This window comes from Lipingzhangella halophila (genome assembly GCF_014203805.1).
GTDB classification, from domain to species: domain Bacteria; phylum Actinomycetota; class Actinomycetes; order Streptosporangiales; family Streptosporangiaceae; genus Lipingzhangella; species Lipingzhangella halophila.
Window position 1 is genome coordinate 2,501,442 of record NZ_JACHJT010000001.1, and the last position, 17,447, is coordinate 2,518,888.

General features: G+C 69.9%; 14 protein-coding genes and 1 riboswitch. Of the genes, 10 read left to right on the forward strand and 4 right to left on the reverse strand.

All coding sequences use genetic code 11. The features are described from left to right. The first annotated feature begins 33 nt into the window (after positions 1-33). The 10 genes from F4561_RS11345 to F4561_RS11390 all read left to right on the forward strand — a co-directional run bounded on the left by F4561_RS11345 (position 34) and on the right by F4561_RS11390 (position 13,676). Positions 34-1,773 (forward strand): carbon starvation CstA family protein, encoded by a 1,740-nt coding sequence (locus F4561_RS11345; RefSeq protein WP_184577754.1) that lies wholly within the window; start codon positions 34-36, stop codon positions 1,771-1,773. Next, positions 1,773-2,084: a cory-CC-star protein gene (locus F4561_RS11350; RefSeq protein ID WP_184577757.1), complete on the forward strand. Its 312-nt coding sequence runs from the start codon at positions 1,773-1,775 to the stop codon at positions 2,082-2,084. The genes F4561_RS11345 and F4561_RS11350 overlap by 1 nt, the downstream gene beginning before the upstream one ends. Next, on the forward strand, positions 2,081-3,022 hold the full coding sequence (locus tag F4561_RS11355) for an ArsA family ATPase (protein WP_184577760.1): 942 nt from the start codon (positions 2,081-2,083) through the stop codon (positions 3,020-3,022). Before F4561_RS11350 ends, F4561_RS11355 begins: the two co-directional genes overlap by 4 nt. 86 nt (positions 3,023-3,108) lie before the next feature. Continuing rightward, the gene (gene clsA, locus F4561_RS11360) at positions 3,109-3,867 is read left to right on the forward strand and encodes a cardiolipin synthase ClsA (protein WP_246437184.1); all 759 of its coding nucleotides are present in this window, start codon (positions 3,109-3,111) and stop codon (positions 3,865-3,867) included. 55 nt (positions 3,868-3,922) lie between these two features. Then, complete coding sequence (locus F4561_RS11365) at positions 3,923-6,421, forward strand: mannose-1-phosphate guanyltransferase (protein WP_184583498.1); 2,499 nt, start codon at positions 3,923-3,925, stop codon at positions 6,419-6,421. A gap of 485 nt (positions 6,422-6,906) precedes the next feature. Next, positions 6,907-7,449 carry a double zinc ribbon and FHA domain-containing protein gene (locus tag F4561_RS11370; RefSeq protein WP_184577763.1) on the forward strand — a complete coding sequence of 181 codons (543 nt, stop codon included), beginning with the start codon at positions 6,907-6,909 and terminating at the stop codon, positions 7,447-7,449. Between the two features lie 214 nt (positions 7,450-7,663). Continuing rightward, positions 7,664-8,134, forward strand: coding sequence for a bifunctional nuclease family protein (locus tag F4561_RS11375; RefSeq protein WP_184577765.1), 471 nt, complete (start codon positions 7,664-7,666; stop codon positions 8,132-8,134). A gap of 298 nt (positions 8,135-8,432) precedes the next feature. Continuing rightward, positions 8,433-9,038 (forward strand): MerR family transcriptional regulator, encoded by a 606-nt coding sequence (locus tag F4561_RS11380; protein ID WP_184577768.1) that lies wholly within the window; start codon positions 8,433-8,435, stop codon positions 9,036-9,038. Positions 9,039-9,179: 141 nt separating this feature from the next. Beyond that, positions 9,180-9,269: riboswitch (glycine riboswitch) on the forward strand. A gap of 119 nt (positions 9,270-9,388) precedes the next feature. After that, a complete protein-coding gene (gcvP, locus tag F4561_RS11385; protein WP_184577771.1) occupies positions 9,389-12,277 on the forward strand; it encodes an aminomethyl-transferring glycine dehydrogenase in 2,889 nt (962 codons plus the stop codon). Positions 12,278-12,491: 214 nt separating this feature from the next. Then, entirely contained in the window at positions 12,492-13,676 is a 1,185-nt protein-coding gene (locus F4561_RS11390) for a tetratricopeptide repeat protein (protein WP_184577774.1), read from the forward strand. 20 nt (positions 13,677-13,696) lie between these two features. Here the strand turns inward: F4561_RS11390 and F4561_RS11395 are convergent, their stop codons facing one another. From F4561_RS11395 to F4561_RS11410, 4 genes are all read right to left on the reverse strand, one after another. Next, complete coding sequence (locus tag F4561_RS11395) at positions 13,697-13,894, reverse strand: DUF5999 family protein (protein WP_184577778.1); 198 nt, start codon at positions 13,892-13,894, stop codon at positions 13,697-13,699. A 184-nt stretch (positions 13,895-14,078) separates the two neighbouring features. After that, the gene (locus F4561_RS11400; protein WP_184577780.1) at positions 14,079-14,783 is read right to left on the reverse strand and encodes an endonuclease V; all 705 of its coding nucleotides are present in this window, start codon (positions 14,781-14,783) and stop codon (positions 14,079-14,081) included. An 84-nt stretch (positions 14,784-14,867) separates the two neighbouring features. Next, the gene (locus F4561_RS11405) at positions 14,868-16,295 is read right to left on the reverse strand and encodes a threonine/serine exporter family protein (RefSeq protein ID WP_184577783.1); all 1,428 of its coding nucleotides are present in this window, start codon (positions 16,293-16,295) and stop codon (positions 14,868-14,870) included. Between the two features lie 261 nt (positions 16,296-16,556). Next, positions 16,557-17,363, reverse strand: coding sequence for a RecB family exonuclease (locus F4561_RS11410; protein WP_184577786.1), 807 nt, complete (start codon positions 17,361-17,363; stop codon positions 16,557-16,559). Positions 17,364-17,447 lie beyond the last annotated feature (84 nt).

Below are 17,447 nucleotides of genomic sequence, written 5' to 3' on the forward strand. Positions count from 1 at the left end.
CATCCTCCATCGGCACGAGAAGAAGGTACAGCCATGCCAGCAGTCGTCGTCATGGTCGTGGTCCTGGCGATCTTCGCCCTGGGGTACCGCTTCTATTCCGCATACCTCGCGAAGCGCGTGTACGCCCTCGATCCCGCGTTCGTCACCCCCGCGCATACCCAGCGTGACGGCGTTGACTTCGTGCCCACCAACCGGCACATCGTCTTCAGCCACCACTTCATCTCGGTCGCCGGAGCCGCGCCCATTGTCGGTCCGGCCGTGGCCGTGTTCTGGGGGTGGGGGCCGGCCCTGCTGTGGGTGGTGCTGGGAACCGTCTTCGCGGCCGGTGTCCACGACTTCGGGGCGCTGGCGGTGTCGGTGCGGCACAAGGCCAAGAGCATCGGCACGATCGCCAGCGACGTGATCAGCCGGCGCGCCCGAACGCTCTTCCTGCTGATCATCTTCTTCCTGGTGACCATGGTCAACGCGGTGTTCGCGGTGGTCATCGCTAACCTGTTCCAGGGCACCCCCGAGGCCGTGCTGCCGGTGCTGGTGACCATCCCGCTGGCGATCGGTGTGGGGCAGTACGTCTACCGCCGGCGCACCGCGGCGCTCATCCCCTCGATCATCGCGCTGGTCATCGTCTACGCCTGCATCCCGCTCGGCCAGATGCTGCCGATCACGCTCGACCCCGTGGCCGGCGCGCTCGGCATCGAGGCGCACACGCTGTGGATCGTGTTGATCTACGTCTACACGTTCTTCGCCTCCCGGCTGCCGGTGTGGCTGCTGCTGCAGCCGCGCGACTACATCAACCAGCACCAGATGACGCTGGCGCTGGCCGTGATCCTGCTCGGTGTCGTCGTCGGGATGAACACCATGTCCGCCCCGCTCGTCAACGACGTCCCGGAGGGCTCGCCGCCCTGGTTCCCGCTGCTGTTCGTCACCATCGCCTGCGGTGCCGTCTCCGGGTTCCACAGCCTGGTCTCCTCCGGCACGACCGCCAAGCAGCTCGACAAGGAGACCGACGCCCGCTACGTCGGCTACATGGGCGCCCTCGGCGAGGGCACGCTCGCGCTCTGCTCGATCCTGGCCTGCGCCGCCGGTGTGGCCGTCTTCGCCAACAACCCCAGGTCCGAGTGGCAGGGCCTCTACACCGACTTCGACACGGCCTCCGGCAGCGCTGTCGGCAACTTCACCCAAGGCGTCGCCAACTTCGCGAACAACCTGTTCATCCCGGTCGACGTGGGGATCGTCTTCGCCGCGGTGGTCGTCATCAGCTTCGCGGCGACCAGCCTCGACACCGCGGTGCGGCTGCAGCGCTACATCATCCAGGAGATCGCCGAGATCGCCCGGATCACGCCGCTGACCCGCAACCTCACCCTGCCCACGCTGCTGGCGGTGCTCATCCCGTTCGGGCTGGCGATCATGCCGGGCGACTTCGCCTTCGGCACCCTGTGGCAGCTGTTCGGCACCACGAACCAGCTCACCGCCGGACTGGCGCTCGCGGTGATCGCGGTCTGGGTCACCAAGAACAAGCGCAACCCCATCGCGGTACTCGTGCCGCTGGTGTTCCTGCTGGCCATGACCTCCTGGGCGCTGGTCGTCCAACTTGTCGACTTCGCCACCTCGACCGACCCGCTGCAGCAGTTCCTGCTGGCGCCGCTGGACCTGGTCATCTTCGCCCTGGCGATATGGCTGATCATCGAGGCCGTGGTGGCCTTCCGCAAGGCGTGGGCGGTGCGCTCCGAGGCACCCGATGTGCCAGCGGAAGAACCGAGCAGGACCGACGACTGATGACAGATGACGGTGGCGGCCACGCGGCCCGGGAGCGCCCGGGCCGCGTGTGCCGGCTCCTGGACGCCTGGCGCCGGTTCGAGGCGTTCCACGAGGCGGTGTTCGCCTCGCGGTGGCGGCGCTCCCTGCGCCGCGAGGCGCAGACCCAGGCCGACACCATGCGCGCTCTGGTCCTGCTGGAGACGCTCGGGGTCGAGAACCCGGTGGCCTACGAGACCCTGGACCTCATCCCCGCCATGGTCGCCGACCTGCACGAGTGGCACCAGCGCATGGGAGACGCGGAGTACGGCAACCCGGAGGTCTGCTGTTGAACCCGGGTGCGCGGGCGGCCGCGGACACTCCCGCCAACGACGTGCCGGCCGCCATCACCTTCTTCGGTGGCAAGGGCGGAGTGGGCAAGACCACCCTGGCCGCCGCGGCGGCCATCGGGCTCGCGGACGCCGGGTGGCGGACCCTGGTCATCTCCACCGATCCGGCCCACTCGCTGGGCGACGCGTTCGGGCTGCCGTTGGAAGACAGCCCGCGCCAGCTCAGTGAGAACCTCTGGGCGGCCGAACCCGACGCCGAGGCCGCGGTCCAGCGCCGGGTCAAGCAGGTGACCGAGGACGCCGAATCCGCCCTGCCGCGCGAGATCATGCCGGCGGTACGCCGGCACCTCGCGCACGCGACCGCCACGCCGGGCATGGGCGAGTCCGCGCTGGCGGACCTGCTCATCGACGCGATGGACCGCGTGCCAGGGGAGTGGGACCGGCTGATTGTGGACAGCGCGCCCACCGGCCACCTGCTGCGCATGATCAACCTTCCGGCGCTGCTCACCCCCTGGGTGGAAGGGCTGGTGCGGCAGCGCGAGCGTGTCGCCAGCGCCGACAGCCTGGTCGCGGGTATGGTCGGCTCTCAGGAGCGCGACCCCGCCGAACAGGACCCCCTGCTGGAGAAGCTGCGGGCCCGCCGCGGCAAACTGGAGGGCGCGGCCGCCCGGCTTCGCGCGGACGCGTGCGTGCAACTGGTCCTGCTGCCGCGGCACATGGTGTTGGCCGAGACCGAACGGGCGGCCGACCAGCTCGCCGGCGCCGGCTTCCGGCTGGGGCCGGTGGTGCTGAACCAGGTACCCGACAGGCCCGACCCCCGCGTGGTCGAAGCCGCGCGGAACCGCTTCGAGCCGCAGGGCGTGCTGGAGCTCCCGCTTGCCGAGGAGGAGCCGGTCGGGATCGCGCGGCTGCGCTCGTTGGGGGTCTTCCGGCACCCCTGAGGGTCTGGAGGGCTGCGGCGGGTCCCGCGTAGACATGACGCGCCGCGCGCCTGGGTAGGCTCGTGATCTGGGTATCCGGGAGGTGGATGGCGATCGAGATGGATCCGGCGGGCGACCGTGTCTGGACGGTCCCGAACCTGCTGAGCATTCTGCGCCTGGTCGGCGTCCCCGTCTTCCTGTGGCTGGTGCTCGGGCCAGAGGAGGACTGGTGGGCGCTCGGTGTGCTGGCGTTCGCCGGGATTTCCGACTGGCTCGACGGGAAGATCGCGCGGGCCTGGAACCAGACCAGCCGGCTCGGCGGGATCCTGGACCCGCTGGCCGATCGCCTCTACATCTTCGCCGCGTTACTCGGGCTGGTCGTTCGCGACATTGTGCCCTGGTGGCTCATGGCGATCCTGGTCCTGCGCGACGTGCTCATGGCGCTGGCGCTGCCGGTACTGCGCCATTACGGCTACGGCCCGTTGCCGGTGAACCTCGCGGGCAAGGCTGCCACCCTGTGCCTGCTGTACTCGTTCCCATTGCTATTTCTTGCCGGATATGACCACATCGTCGGCGATGTAGCGAAAATCGTTGGTTGGGCGTTCGCGATCTGGGGAACAGCTATCTACTGGTGGGCCGGATTGCTATACACGGTGCAAGGGCAGCGGCTAATCCGGCATGCCCGGCGGGCCGACCGATCACACGGCGTGGAGGCGGGAACCGGCTCCACGCCGTATCCGGCGGCCACGAGCGGTGACCCCGGTGCGCAGCAGGGCGGTCGCGCGGACGAAGTGCCGCGTGGCCGGCGTTCCGGTGGTTCCGGTCCATCGTCCAGCGAGAGGAAGGGAGCGACGTCCCCACCATGAGTGCACGCCCAAGGGCCTTCCGTCGAGCCGTGGTCAGGATCGGGGGGTGGCCCTGGTGAAGGCCGTAGTCATGGCGGGCGGAGAAGGAACCCGCCTGCGCCCGATGACCGCCAACCAGCCCAAGCCACTCCTGCCAGTCGTCAACAAGCCGATCATGGAGCACGTGCTCCGCCTGCTGAAGCGGCACGGGTTCGAGGACACGGTCGTGACCGTGCAGTTCCTCGCCACGCTGATCCGAAACCATTTCGGTGACGGCGAGGAACTGGGAATGAACCTGAACTACGTCGCCGAGGAGGTGCCGCTCGGAACGGCGGGCAGCGTCAAGAACGCCGAGGAGCATCTGCGCGGCGAGCCGTTCATCGTCATCTCCGGCGACGCACTGACCGATATCGACCTTTCGGACATGGTCCGGTTCCACCGCGAGAACGGCGCCATGGTCACCATTGGGCTCAAGCGGGTTGCCAACCCCCTGGAGTTCGGCATCATCATCGTCGACGAGCAGGGGCGGGTGCAGCGGTTCCTGGAGAAGCCCACCTGGGGCCAGGTCTTCTCGGACACCGTGAACACCGGGATCTACATCATGGAGCCCGAGGTTCTCGACCAGGTCGCCGAGGGCGAGATCGTGGACTGGTCCGGGGACGTCTTCCCCAAGCTGCTCAAGGACGGCGCACCGCTCTACGGCTATGTCACCGACGGGTACTGGGAGGATGTCGGTACCCACGAGAGCTACCTCAGCGCCCAGGCGGACGTCCTCTCGGGCAGGGTCGACGTCGAGATCGACGGCTTCGAGATGCAGCCCGGGGTCTGGGTGGCCGAGGGGGCCGAGGTCGACCCCGAGGCCAGCCTCAGGGGGCCGATATACGTCGGCGACTACGCGAAGATCGAGGCGGGCGCCGACATCCGCGAGTACACGGTGCTCGGCAGCAACGTCGTGGTGCGCCCCGAGGCGTTCGTGCACCGCTCGGTCATCCACGGCAACGTCTACATCGGCTCCAGCACGAACCTGCGCGGTTGCGTCATCGGCAAGAACACCGACATCATGCCGGGTGCCCGGGTCGAGGAGGGCGCGGTCGTCGGCGAAGAGTGCGTGATCGAGTCCGAGGCCTACCTCTCCAACAACATCAAGGTCTACCCCTTCAAGACGATCGAGGCCGGCGCGGTCGTCAACGCCAATGTCATCTGGGAGTCCCGCGGCCAGCGGTCGCTGTTCGGCCCCCGCGGTGTCTCGGGCCTGATCAACGTCGAGATCACCCCGGAGCTCGCGGTGCGGTTGGCCAGCGCGTACGCCACCACCCTGAAGAAGGGAACGGTGGTCACCACCTCGCGCGACGCCTCCCGGGCGGCGCGCACCCTGAAGCGGGCCGTCATCAGCGCGCTCACCGCCAGCGCCATCGACGTCCGCGACCTTGAGGTGGTCCCGCTTCCCGTGGCGCGGTTCCACACTTCGCAGAGCGGGGTGAGCGGCGGCATCACACTGCGCACCACCCCGGGGTCGCCGCAGTCGGTGGACATCATCTTCTTCGACGACCGCGGAGCCGACCTCTCGCCCGCCGCCCAGCGCAAGCTGGAGCGCGTCTTCTCGCGCGGCGAGTACCGGCGCGCGTTCCCGGGCGAGATCGCCGAGCTCACCTTCCCGTCTCGCGGCGTGGAGAACTACGCCTACGAGCTGCTGCGGCAGGTCGACACCTCGGGAGTCGAGGACTCCGGGCTGAAGGTGGTCGTCGACTGCGCGGGCGGAACCCCCTCCCTGCTGCTGCCCGCACTGCTCGGCCGGATCGGGGTCGAGGTGCTCACGGTCAACAACCGGCTGAACGAGGCGTCGCCCACCGACACCCTCGCCAAGCAGATGCGCGACCTGCAGCGCCTGGGTGAGCTCGTGTCCTCGTCCCGGGCCGACTTCGGGGTGCGGTTCGATCCGGTGGGCGAGCGGCTTTCGATCGTCGACGAGAACGGCGAGCTGGTCGACAACGAGCGCGCGCTCCTGGTGGTGCTGGACCTGGTGGCGGCCGAACGCCGACGTGGGCGCGTCGCGCTGCCGGTCACCACCACGCGCGTGGCCGAACAGGTCGCCTCGTTCCACGGGCTCGAAGTGCAGTGGACCCCCACCGCCACGGACGAGCTCACCAAGGCGGCGCAGGCCGACGACATCGTCTTCGCCGCCGACGGCCGCGGTGGTTTCGTGCTGCCGGAGTTCTCCCGGACCGGTGACGGTATCGCGGCGTTCGTCCGGTTGCTGGGGCTGGTGGCGCGCACCAAGATGTCGGTGAGCCAGATCGACCAGCGCATCCCGCGGGCCCACCTGCTCCGCCGTTCGGTTCCCACACCGTGGGCGGTCAAGGGCAGCGTCATGCGGGCCGTGGTCGAGGCGGCCGGCGACCGCGAGGTCGACACGACCGATGGCGTTCGGGTGCTGGAACCCGGCGGCGGCTGGGCCCTGGTGCTGCCCGACACCGCCGAGGCCGTAACCCATCTGTGGGCCGAGGGCCCCGACTCCGACACCGCGGAGCGGCTACTGGAGGAGTGGGCCACCGTGGTCGAACAGGCCGAGAGCTGATCGGGGTACCGCGCCCGTGGAGCGCCGCCGCGTGTTCCACGGGCCATTGGCGTGACGCCGGCCGCGCGGTGCCGTACTGTCGCGTTGGCACCGATCAGTGCCGTGGCCGGAACCGGACCGGCTCGGGGGCGCACGGTTCCGGGGAGGGCGGGACACGTCCGGAGGTGGCCGCCGGCGTTTGTGGATCAGGGTCTGCGCTGGTCCTTAAGAAGCGTGAATATGGTTTAGAGTCGGGTGTCCCGTTGCACCGCACCCGACAGCGGCAGCGTCCGCGGTGGTCCGGTGGAACCGGGAGTGCCACGGGTGCTCAGAGGAGCGAGCAGGGGGAAGAAACCGTGTAACCGACCGCGAACCCGAGCCAGAGGTGCCTCTCTGGCCCACCGCGTTCCACGACGCCGGGCGAACAGGACGACCACCTGTTCCGGCGCTACGACCATCCAGCCGATTCAAGCACCGCCCCGTGCGGTAGGAGGCCGAGCCGACCTATGTCGAGCGTTAACTGCACGCAGTGCGGTCACGCCGTTGCGGATGATGCCCGTTTCTGCTCCAACTGTGGGACCCCACTCCGCGGGGCCGGCCAGGAGGCTCCGCACACCGGTGAGCGCCGCGACTCCGTCGGCGAGACCACGTCAACGATTTCGATCTCGGGGATCCAGGCGCTCGAGAGCGAGGCCGAACCCGGTGAGGACGTCGCCGCCGACGCCGCCGGCGTCGACGCGCTTCCGGCGGGAACAGCGCTCCTGGTCGTGCGGCGGGGCCCCAACGCGGGGAGCCGCTTCCTGCTGGACAGCGACGTCACCACGGCCGGACGCCACCCCAACAGCGATATCTTCCTCGACGACGTTACTGTGTCCCGCAGGCACGTGGAGTTCTTCCGCCGGGGTGACGGTTTCGGCGTGCGTGATGTGGGCAGTTTGAACGGCACGTATGTCAACCGGGAACGAATCGACGAGGCTGAGCTGGGCGGAGGCGACGAGGTGCAGATCGGGAAGTTCCGGTTGGTGCTGCTGACCCAGCCGCGGAGATGAGTGGTCCGCGCACGGGCGGGGCCGGGCGCGGAGGTCGGCAGGTTTGCGTCTCTTTCGTGCCGGACAGCCTGGTAACGAAGAGCGCCGCCTAACTGCCCGGCTCGGGTCCACTCCGATGCCTCGCGCCTCGGCGGTGTACCGTGAAGAGAAGACGGAGCAGAGCACAGCTCGGCGAGTGCCCATCCGGCACGACGAGTCGTGGGACGGAGCCGCAGTGAAGCAAATGGAGGTTGTCGGCGTCCGGGTCGAGATGCCCTCGAATCAACCGATCGTCCTGCTCAAAGAGTCCGATGGAGAGCGGTATCTCCCGATATGGATCGGAGCGGTCGAGGCCACTGCCATCGCACTGGCGCAGCAAGGGGTCGTGCCCGCGCGCCCGCTCACCCATGACCTTTTCCGCGACGTTCTCGAGGCGCTCAACACGAGCCTGAACACGGTGAACATCACCGCGCTGAGCGACGGCATCTTCTATGCCGAACTGGTGTTCTCCAACGGCGTTGAGGTCAGCGCGCGGCCGTCCGACTCCATCGCGCTCGCGTTGCGCACGGGCGCGCCCATCTACGCCGACGAGGATGTCATCGACGAGGCCGGGGTCCCGATTCCCGACGAGCAGGAGGACGAGGTCGAGAAGTTCCGCGAGTTCCTCGACCAGATCACGCCCGAGGACTTCGGGCGCACCACCTAGAAGCCCGCGATCCACCGCGTAACGCGACGCGACCGTTCCCGCGCGTGGGGGCCGGATCCTTGGGACGCGGTGGTTACGGGCCGTGTACGTTCGCCCGGCCTTGCGGCCGGGCGCGTCCGGTTGCGGATGTTCGGTGACGCGGGCGCGTCACCGCGAAAGAGGTTCCGCGACGCGCCGATGGGTGTCGTTGACGCTGTCCATCCCCCCGGCTTACCTTCAATGTCGAATAGACCCGCGGCGCACCCTTCGTACTCCCCCCTGTCAAACCGCCGTGGGCTTAAGGAGCCGGAGGTTCGGCGTGGCGGTTACAAGCGGCAAGCAGCAAGATGCCCCCGGCGCCAGGCGATCAGCGATACGACGAGCTGGAGAGCAGGGCCTGCTGTGTGAAGAGGGCGTGGTGGCGCTGCCTATGGACGTCGGGTATCGGGGCCCCACTGCGTGTGCGGCCGCCGGAATCACCTACCGTCAACTCGATTACTGGGCCAGGACCCGCCTGGTCGAACCGAGCGTGCGTCCCGAGGAGGGTTCGGGCGATCCCTCGCTGTACAGCTTCCGCGACGTCCTGCTCCTTAAGGTGGTCAAGCGACTGCTCGACACCGGGATCTCGTTGCAGCAGATCCGCACCGCGGTGGGGCACCTGCGCTACCGCGACACGGTGGACCTCGCCCAGATCACGCTGATGAGCGATGGTGTGAGCGTCTACGAGTGCACCTCGCCCGGCGAGGTCGTGGACCTCATGCAGGGTGGCCAGGGCGTGTTCGGCATAGCGCTGGGGCGGGTATGGCGGGAACTGGAGGGCTCACTCGGCGAGGTTCAGGGCGAACGCCTCTCCGGGCCGTTGGCGGCGGAGTCCCACCCCGCCGACGAGCTGGCACGCCGTCGGCGCGAGCGGAAGACCGGCTGAGTCGTCGTCCGGGCCCGTTCCCCTGCGGGAGGTGAGCATCCAGTACGGTCGGAGGTTGAGTGTCGTGCCGACCGGCCTCTGGCACCCGGAGGTCGGTCGGTGAGGCGCTCGCCGGATAATGCGAATGAAGGACCTGGCCGTTGACACCACGTGGGAGAGACCCTCATCCGGGGCGCCGACGGGGCAATACTCCCCAGTAACCTCTCAGGCACAAAGGACCACGTGGAGGAGGCCACTCTGGAGCGGTAGGCGATCGTGCCTGCGCGGGCCGGCCAAACGGTCGCGCGCGACAGAGGGGGAGACCACATAGGAGCAGCCGAGAGATCGGCTAATGCGACCAGGAGGTCTCCATGCCGGAGCAGTCCACGCAGCACCTGGACCCCGACACCACGCCCGCCAGCGGTTTCGCCGACCGGCACATCGGCCCGCGCCCCTCGGAGCTCACCGAGATGCTCAACGTCGTGGGGTACGGGTCGACCACGGACCTGATGACCGCGGCGGTTCCCGAGAGCATTCTCAGCGCGCCGGGCAAGCCGGCGGCGCTGAACCTGCCCGAGCCCGCGGGTGAGACCGAGGCGCTGGCCGAGCTGCGCGAGCTCAGCCGCACCAACCAGGTGCTCACGAGCATGATCGGGCGTGGCTACCACGACACCGTCACCCCGCCGGTGATCCTGCGCAATGTCCTGGAGAACCCGGCCTGGTACACGGCGTACACGCCCTACCAGCCGGAGATCTCCCAGGGCCGGCTCGAAGCGTTGCTGAACTTCCAGACGATGGTCAGCGACCTCACCGGCCTCGCGGTGTCCGGTGCCTCGCTGCTGGACGAGGCGACGGCCGCCGGCGAGGCCATGACCCTGGCCCGCAGGGCCACCCGGAACAAGAGCTCGGCCTTTGTCGTCGACTCCGACATCTACCCGCAGACCCTCTCGGTGCTGCGGACGCGCGCCGAGCCGCTGGGCATCGAGATCGTGGTGGCCGACCTCTCGAAGGGACTGCCCGACGGGGACGCGTTCGGGGTGCTCGTGCAGTACCCGGCGTCCAGCGGCGCCGTGCGCGACCCCAGCGCGGTCATCGAGGCGGCGCACGAGCGCGGGGCTATGGCGGTGGTCGCCGCCGACATCCTGGCGCTGACCATGCTGCGCAGCCCCGGTGAGTTGGGCGCCGACATCGCTGTCGGCTCGACCCAGCGCTTCGGCGTGCCTATGGGCTTCGGCGGGCCGCACGCCGGCTACATGGCGGTCCGCGAGGGCCTGCAGCGCCAGCTTCCCGGCCGCCTGGTCGGGGTCTCGGTGGACAACGCGGGCAAGCGCGCCTACCGCCTCGCGCTGCAGACCCGCGAGCAGCACATCCGCCGCGAGAAGGCCACGAGCAACATCTGCACCGCGCAGGTGCTGCTGGCCGTCATGGCCGGGATGTACGCCGTCTACCACGGGCCCTACGGGTTGCGCGCGATCGCCGAGCGGGTGCACGGACACGCGGTCCGGCTCGCCGAAGGGCTGCGGGCCCGCGGTTTCGAGGTGCTGCACGACGAGTTCTTCGACACGGTGCGCGTGCGCGTCCGCGACGGCGCCGACGGCCCGATCGAGGCCGCACGGTCGCGCGGTATCAACCTGCTGCGCGCCGACCACGATGTCGTCGGCATCACCTGCGACGAGGCGATCACGGACGAGCACCTGAACCAGGTGCTGGCGGCGTTCGGCGGCAAGGAGGGCCGCGGCACGGGCAAGGACGGCTGCGCCCTGCCCGAGACGCTCCGCCGCGAGGTGGACTACCTGGCGCACCCGGTCTTCAACACGCACCGCAGCGAGACCTCGCTGCTGCGCTACCTGCGCGAGCTCGCCGACAAGGACCTGGCACTCGACCGTTCGATGATCCCGCTGGGCTCGTGCACGATGAAGCTCAACGCCACTGCCGAGATGGAGGCCATCACCTGGCCCGAATACGCCTCACTGCACCCGTTCGCCCCGATGGACCAGGCGGTCGGCACGGTGGGGGTGGTCCGCGACCTCGAACGGTGGCTGGCCGAGATCACCGGGTACGACGCCGTCTCGCTGCAGCCCAACGCGGGCTCGCAGGGCGAGTTGGCCGGGCTCATGGCGATTCGCGGCTACCACCGGGGGCGCGGGGAGGACCAGCGTGACGTGTGCCTGATCCCCAGCTCCGCGCACGGCACCAACGCGGCCAGCGCGATCATGGCGGGCATGCGGGTCAGCGTGGTGGCCTGCGACGACGGCGGCAACATCGATCTGGACGACCTGCGTGCCAAGACCGAGAAGCACCAGGCCGACCTCGCGGCGATCATGGTGACCTACCCCTCGACACATGGTGTGTACGAGGACACGATCACCGAGGTCTGCCGCATGGTGCACGAGGCCGGCGGGCAGGTCTACGTCGACGGCGCCAACCTGAACGCGCTGCTCGGCTGGGCGAAGCCGGGCGAGTTCGGCGCCGACGTCAGCCACCTCAACCTGCACAAGACGTTCTGCATCCCGCACGGCGGCGGGGGACCGGGAGTCGGCCCCGTGGCGGTGCGCGCGCACCTGGCGGGTTTCCTGCCCAACCACCCCGGCCAACCCGACGCCGGCCCGCACACCGGAGTCGGGCCGGTCTCGGCCGCGCCCTTCGGCTCTGCCGGGATCCTGCCGATCTCGTGGGCCTACATCCGGATGATGGGGGAGGAGGGGCTCCGCGCGGCCACCGAGGCTGCGGTGCTCACCGCCAACTACGTTGCCAAGCGGCTCGAGGCGCACTACCCGGTGCTCTACACCGGCGCCAACGACCTGGTCGCCCACGAGTGCATCCTGGACATCCGCGGGCTGGCCAAGCGGACCGGGATCACCAACGAGGATGTCGCCAAGCGGCTGATCGACTACGGGTTCCACGCGCCCACGATGTCCTTCCCGGTGGCCGGGACGCTCATGGTCGAGCCGACCGAGAGCGAGGACCTGGCCGAGCTGGACCGGTTCATCGACGCGATGATCGCGATCCGCGCCGAGATCGACCGGGTCGCCGACGGCAGCTACGATCCCGACGACAACCCGCTGAAGAACGCCCCGCACACCGCCGAGGCGCTGACGGCCGACGACTGGAAGCACGCCTACTCGCGCAGCGAGGCGGGCTACCCGGTCGCGAGCCTGCGGCGGACGAAGTACTGGTCGCCGGTGGGCCGAATCGACCAGGCCTACGGTGACCGCAACCTGGTCTGCGCCTGCCCGCCGCCCGAGGCGTTCGAAGAGTAGGAGGCCACACCTGGAGGGCCGCCCGGCGCCGGGCGGCCCTTCTTTTGCGCAAGAATAAATCTACGTTGTAAAGGTGGCTCTTCTTCGGCGAACACCCCACACGGGCGCGTTCGCGCACCCACCACCACGCGCTACGCTCCGAAGGACACCGCCGCACCGCCGGGTGCCGCGCGGCGGCTGACCGTCCTCGCCCCCTTCTGTGAAAGCTGCAGCGATGACCGCGACCTCCGGGACCTCCATATTCGATGCCGACGGGGACGAACCGGAGTTCGCGAGCCTCTGTGCGCAGGCACGCGACCTCGCCGAGAGCGGCCACCTGAAGCGCGCGGCCCAGCTCTACGAACGCGTCCTGGAGGGCGGCTCCGAGCAGCACCGGGGGCGGGCCGCCCTTGGGCTGGCGGTCGTCCGGCACGACCTGGGCGACCCCCGGGCCGCACGCCGGGCCGACCGGATGGCGATCGAGACGGGGCACCCCGAGTTCGCGCCGCGTGCCGCCTACCACCTGGCGCTCATGTACGAGGAGGAGGGCGCGGGCGACGAGGCCGCCGAGGCCTGGCGCGCCGTGCTGAACTTCGAGAACGACCGCTACGCGGCCGCGGCGCACTACGGGCTGGCCCGGATCGCCGAGGAGCGCGGCGAGCCGGAGTCGGCGCTCCCGTACTGGGAGCGGGTGCTGGAGTCCGGCACTCCGGACGTGCTCCCCGAGGCGGCGCACGACTTCGCCGGGCGGCTGCTGGCCCGCGGTGAGAACGAAACCGCGACGGAGGTCATCGTGCGGGGGCTGGAGGTCGCCGAGCATTCCGGGTTGCGGCTGCTGCTGGGCGCGGTGCACGTGGAGCGCGCGATCGACGAGTTCGGCGCGGTGGTCGACGCGGCGCGCCCCGACCCCGAGGGCGGCAGCTCGGTGGACCCGGGCACCGCGGGCGCCGCGGTCGAAATGCTGGCCAAACTGCTCGCGATGCGCGGCGACCCCGACCAGGCGGAACAGGTGTGGGAGCACGGCCTGACCGGCACCGGCTCCCAGACCGCAGGGGAGGTCCGTTCCCGGCTCCGGCGCGGGTTCCTGGAACCAACCGAGGACGAGAACGAGGAGCGCGGCGACGAAGGGACGGCCACGTGGTGGGATCCCTACGTCGAGGCGGCGGTGGCCCAGGACAGCTCCGCGATGCTCACCGGGGAGCTCTTCGTGGCGCTGAGCCAGATGTACACGCACCTCGCCGCGCCGCTCGCCGGAAACGAGTCGCGGGTCGCGGCCCTGCACCAGGCCATGGCGGACGCGGTCCGCACGCCGAGCGAGTACGTGTGGGGGCGCTCACTGCACGACGACTTCCGCGCGCGGCTGCGTGAGGCGGCCGGCAGCGACACCGACGTGCTGCCGGAAGGGTGGCCGGACTCCTGAGCGCGGGTGTGCCGCGGCGCTCAGGCCGCCATCTCGGCGTAGCTCGGGCGGTGCGGCGCGATCACGCCGCCGTCGGGCAGCAGGTCGCCGGTGTCCTCGAAGACAACGACCCCGTTGCACAGGAGGCTCCACCCCTGCTCCGGGTGGCTGGCGATCACCCGCGCGGCCTCGCGATCAGGATGGTCGAATGGTGGACATGAGGGTGTGTGCTGGCACATTGGAGCGCCCTTTCCGTTCGGTCGCGGTCAGTGACACCGTGGTGACACCGGCACTCTAGTGGCGTGCGCCACGTTTCTTGGCCATTCTTGCCAGTTAGGACGCCTCAGGTGCGGCCACGGCTCGGACCTGGCGGTCATTGGCCTGATTCGGCCACACGCCGAACCGCGACCGCTTGCGGGGCATCTAAGGCCGCTGTGGAGCGCGGTCCGCCAGGACGTCGCGGGACAGCCGGTCGGCGTGTCGGATCGGCTCCGGCAGCCGGTACTCCGGCGCCAGCCGCAGCACGAGCTCGCTCGCGCCGCCGAGGTCGACGCGGTGCCTGACCGAGACATAGACCGGACGCACCCCCGAACGGGTGCGCAGCGACCGCCCCACCACCGCGCCGTCGTCGACCAGCGGGCTCCAGGAGCCTCGCTCGGCAGCGGGGGGCTCCGCGTACCCCACGAACGGAGACTTGCCGACTCCGAGCGTGCGCCGCTCCAGCAGCACCCCCAGATGGCTGGCAAGTCCGAAACGCCGCGGGTGGGCCACGCCGAAACCGTCGCAGACGAAGACATCCGGGGTGACGCTGAGCGTGCCGATCGCGTCCAGCAGCGGAGGCACCTCGCGAAAGGCGAACAGGCCCGGCACGTAAGGGAAGCGGGGCTCGGCGACCGCGGTCGCCGAGTCGACAACCCGCAGTTCCGGCAGGGACAGCACGACGGCCGCCGCCACCAGGCGGGTGTCGCCCGCGGCGTAGCTGACGTCGAGTCCGGCCACGGTCGAGATCCGGTCGGGCTCAACGGGGTCCGCCCGCACCAGCCCGGCCATGCGGCGCTGCAGCGCGCGGGCATCGCCGGGATCCAGCGGTTCCGCACCGGCCAGGTCATCGTGGAACGTGGCGCTCATGGTGCCCGATAGCCTACCCGCGCGCTACCGGAATCGGCACGGCCCCGCCGCGCGGCCGACCGGGGCCGGACACGGCAGGTCCGGTCAGAACCCGCCGCGGGTACGCCGGGCGGCGGGACGGTGCCGCCGCCCGGCCCCGGCGAGACCGCCCCGCTGGAAGGCCCGTACGAGCTCGCCACCGAGGTTGACGCCGGCGCCGAGCGCGAGCCCGACCGCAACCGCCTCGGACAGGCTCAGCAGTCCCGAGACGACGTCGCCGAGGGTGATCTCGAGCAGCCCGCGGTAGAGGATGCTGCCCGGGAGCAGCGGCGCGATGGCGGGAATGACGAACGGCAGCACGGGCCGCTGGGTGCGCCGCGACAGCCAGTGCCCGGCCATCCCGATCACCACGGCGCCGGTGACCGTCCCCACGATCGCCGGCACATCGAGGGCGTAACGCGTCCCGGAGTAGATCAGCCAGATGAGCACGCCCATGCCGCCGATCATCGGCAGGATCCGGGGCGGCACCGCGAGGGACACGGCGAACGTCATGGCGATCCCGGCCGCGCCGATGAGCACCGCGGCGTCGACCGAGGCACCCACTGTGGGGAGGTTGTCCAGGGCCATGTCCACACCGAGCTGGATCGCGGTGTAGGCCACGGCGCCAACCCCCGACATGATGGCACCGAGCGTGAAGAACACCTCGAGCAACCGCGCCGAGGAGGAGACGTAGCTTCCGCTGATGCCGTCCTGCAGGCTCGCCACGAGGGCGCGCCCGGGAAGCAGGGCCATGATGTTACCGGTGATGATCGCTCCGGCGTACAGCCCGAGCCCCAGCTCGTTACTGGCCCACAGCAGCCCGACACCGATGACGGAGGCGGTCCCGGCCGCCGCCGTCATCTGGTAGAACTCCGCGACCCCGCGCTTGGCCAGCAACGCCGAGACACGGTCGCCCAGCACCGTGGCGATGAACGCCATCGCGGCGACGATGAACTGCCCGCCGACGATGAGACTGGCGCTCGACGCGATCAGCCCGAAGCCGGTCACGACCAGCCAGTTGGGGTACGGCGGGTGGGCGCGCTTGATCTGGCGAAGCCGGGAGATCGCGCCTTCGAGCTCGATCAGCCCCAGCGCGGCGTCCTGGACCAGCGAATGCAGTTCGGTGACGCGGAAGTAGTCGAGGGTACGCCGCCGCACGACACGCTCACCGGTGATGGGCGGGTGGTCCCCGCCCGGGTGCGTGGAGAGCGTGATGGCGGTGAACGTGACCGAGACCTCCGAGCGCGGCAACTCGAAGGCGACGGAAAGGCTCAGCATCGCCTCGCTCACCGCTTCGGTGCCCTCGCCGCTGGCCAGCAACAGCTCACCGACGCGCAGCACCAGGTCGATGGCGCGCGGGTCGGGCATCTCGACAATGTCGTCGTCGAGTGTGTCGGTGTGTACAGCCGTGCCGAACCCCGAGCGCCAGTCCCGGAGGCGGGTCAACAGTTTCATGTCATCGCGCACGGCGGGCCGCTGCGGGGTCTGGGACATTGGCGGCGCTCCTCGCAGAGCATCAAGAGCGGAAAGCAGAGGTGGAAACCGAGGGCGATAGGTGCGCGAATCCGTGCATCCCACCCGGGATGACCACACATGAGACGCCGATATTCCGCACCTGGTTGACCCCCGGGAAACCGCCCCCCAGTGAGATCCGTCACCGAGAGGTCTTCCCAGTTCATGGCGGTTATAGCGGTGGCCGGAAGGGTGTGTTGGCGCTGCTGCTGGAGCCGCCCGCCCGGAGGCTGCCCGGGCGGCTCAGTCCGGCAGTGGCGGGGGAGTTCCGCCGAACTCCGGGCAGATCGCCTGGTGGTCGCACCAGCCGCACAGCTTGCTGGGTTTGGGGCGCCAGTGCCCGGAGCGCGCCGTGGCCTCAATGTCGTTCCAGATGGCGGTGATCTCGGCCTCGGCGTTGCGCAGCTCGGCTTCGGTGGGGTCGTACCAGCGCACCCCACCGTCGCCCAGGTACATGAGCTGCAGCCGGGTGGGCACCTCGCCGAGCTCGCGCCAGAGCATGACGGCATAGAAGAAGATCTGGAACTTGGCCTTGTCCTCGAAGCGAGGGTTCGGGGACTTTCCCGTCTTGTAGTCGACCAGCCTGATCTGGCCGGTGGACGCGATGTCGAGGCGGTCGACGTAGCCGCGCAGCCGCAGGCCGGAGTCGAGCGTGACGTCGAGGCGCATCTCGCGCTCCCGGGGTTCCAGGCGTTGCGGCTGCTCCATCTGGAAATAGCGGTTGAGCAGCGCGCGGGTGCCCTCCAGCCAGGCAGCGAGCTCGTCCTGGTCGCCGAACAGCTCCTCGCTCTCCGGCTGTTTGCCGCGCAGCTTCTCCCACTGCGGCTTCAGCAGTGACAGCGCTGTCTCGGGGGTGCGCGACTCGGCGGGCAGCTCGAACAGCCGCTCCAGGACGCCGTGCACGAGCGTTCCGCGCAGCGCCGCCGCGCTCGGCCGCTCGGGAAGCCGGTCGATGACACGGAACCGGAAGAGCAGGGGGCACTGCAGGAAGTCGGCGGCGCGTGAGGGGGAGAGCGCGGGGACCCGGGGAGCTGCGTTCGAGGAGTCCATCAGGGTCAACCCTACGACTTCAGCGCCGCGCCGCGGTCCTGTCCACAGGGCATCCGTGTCCCGGTCCGCGAGGACGTAGCCTGG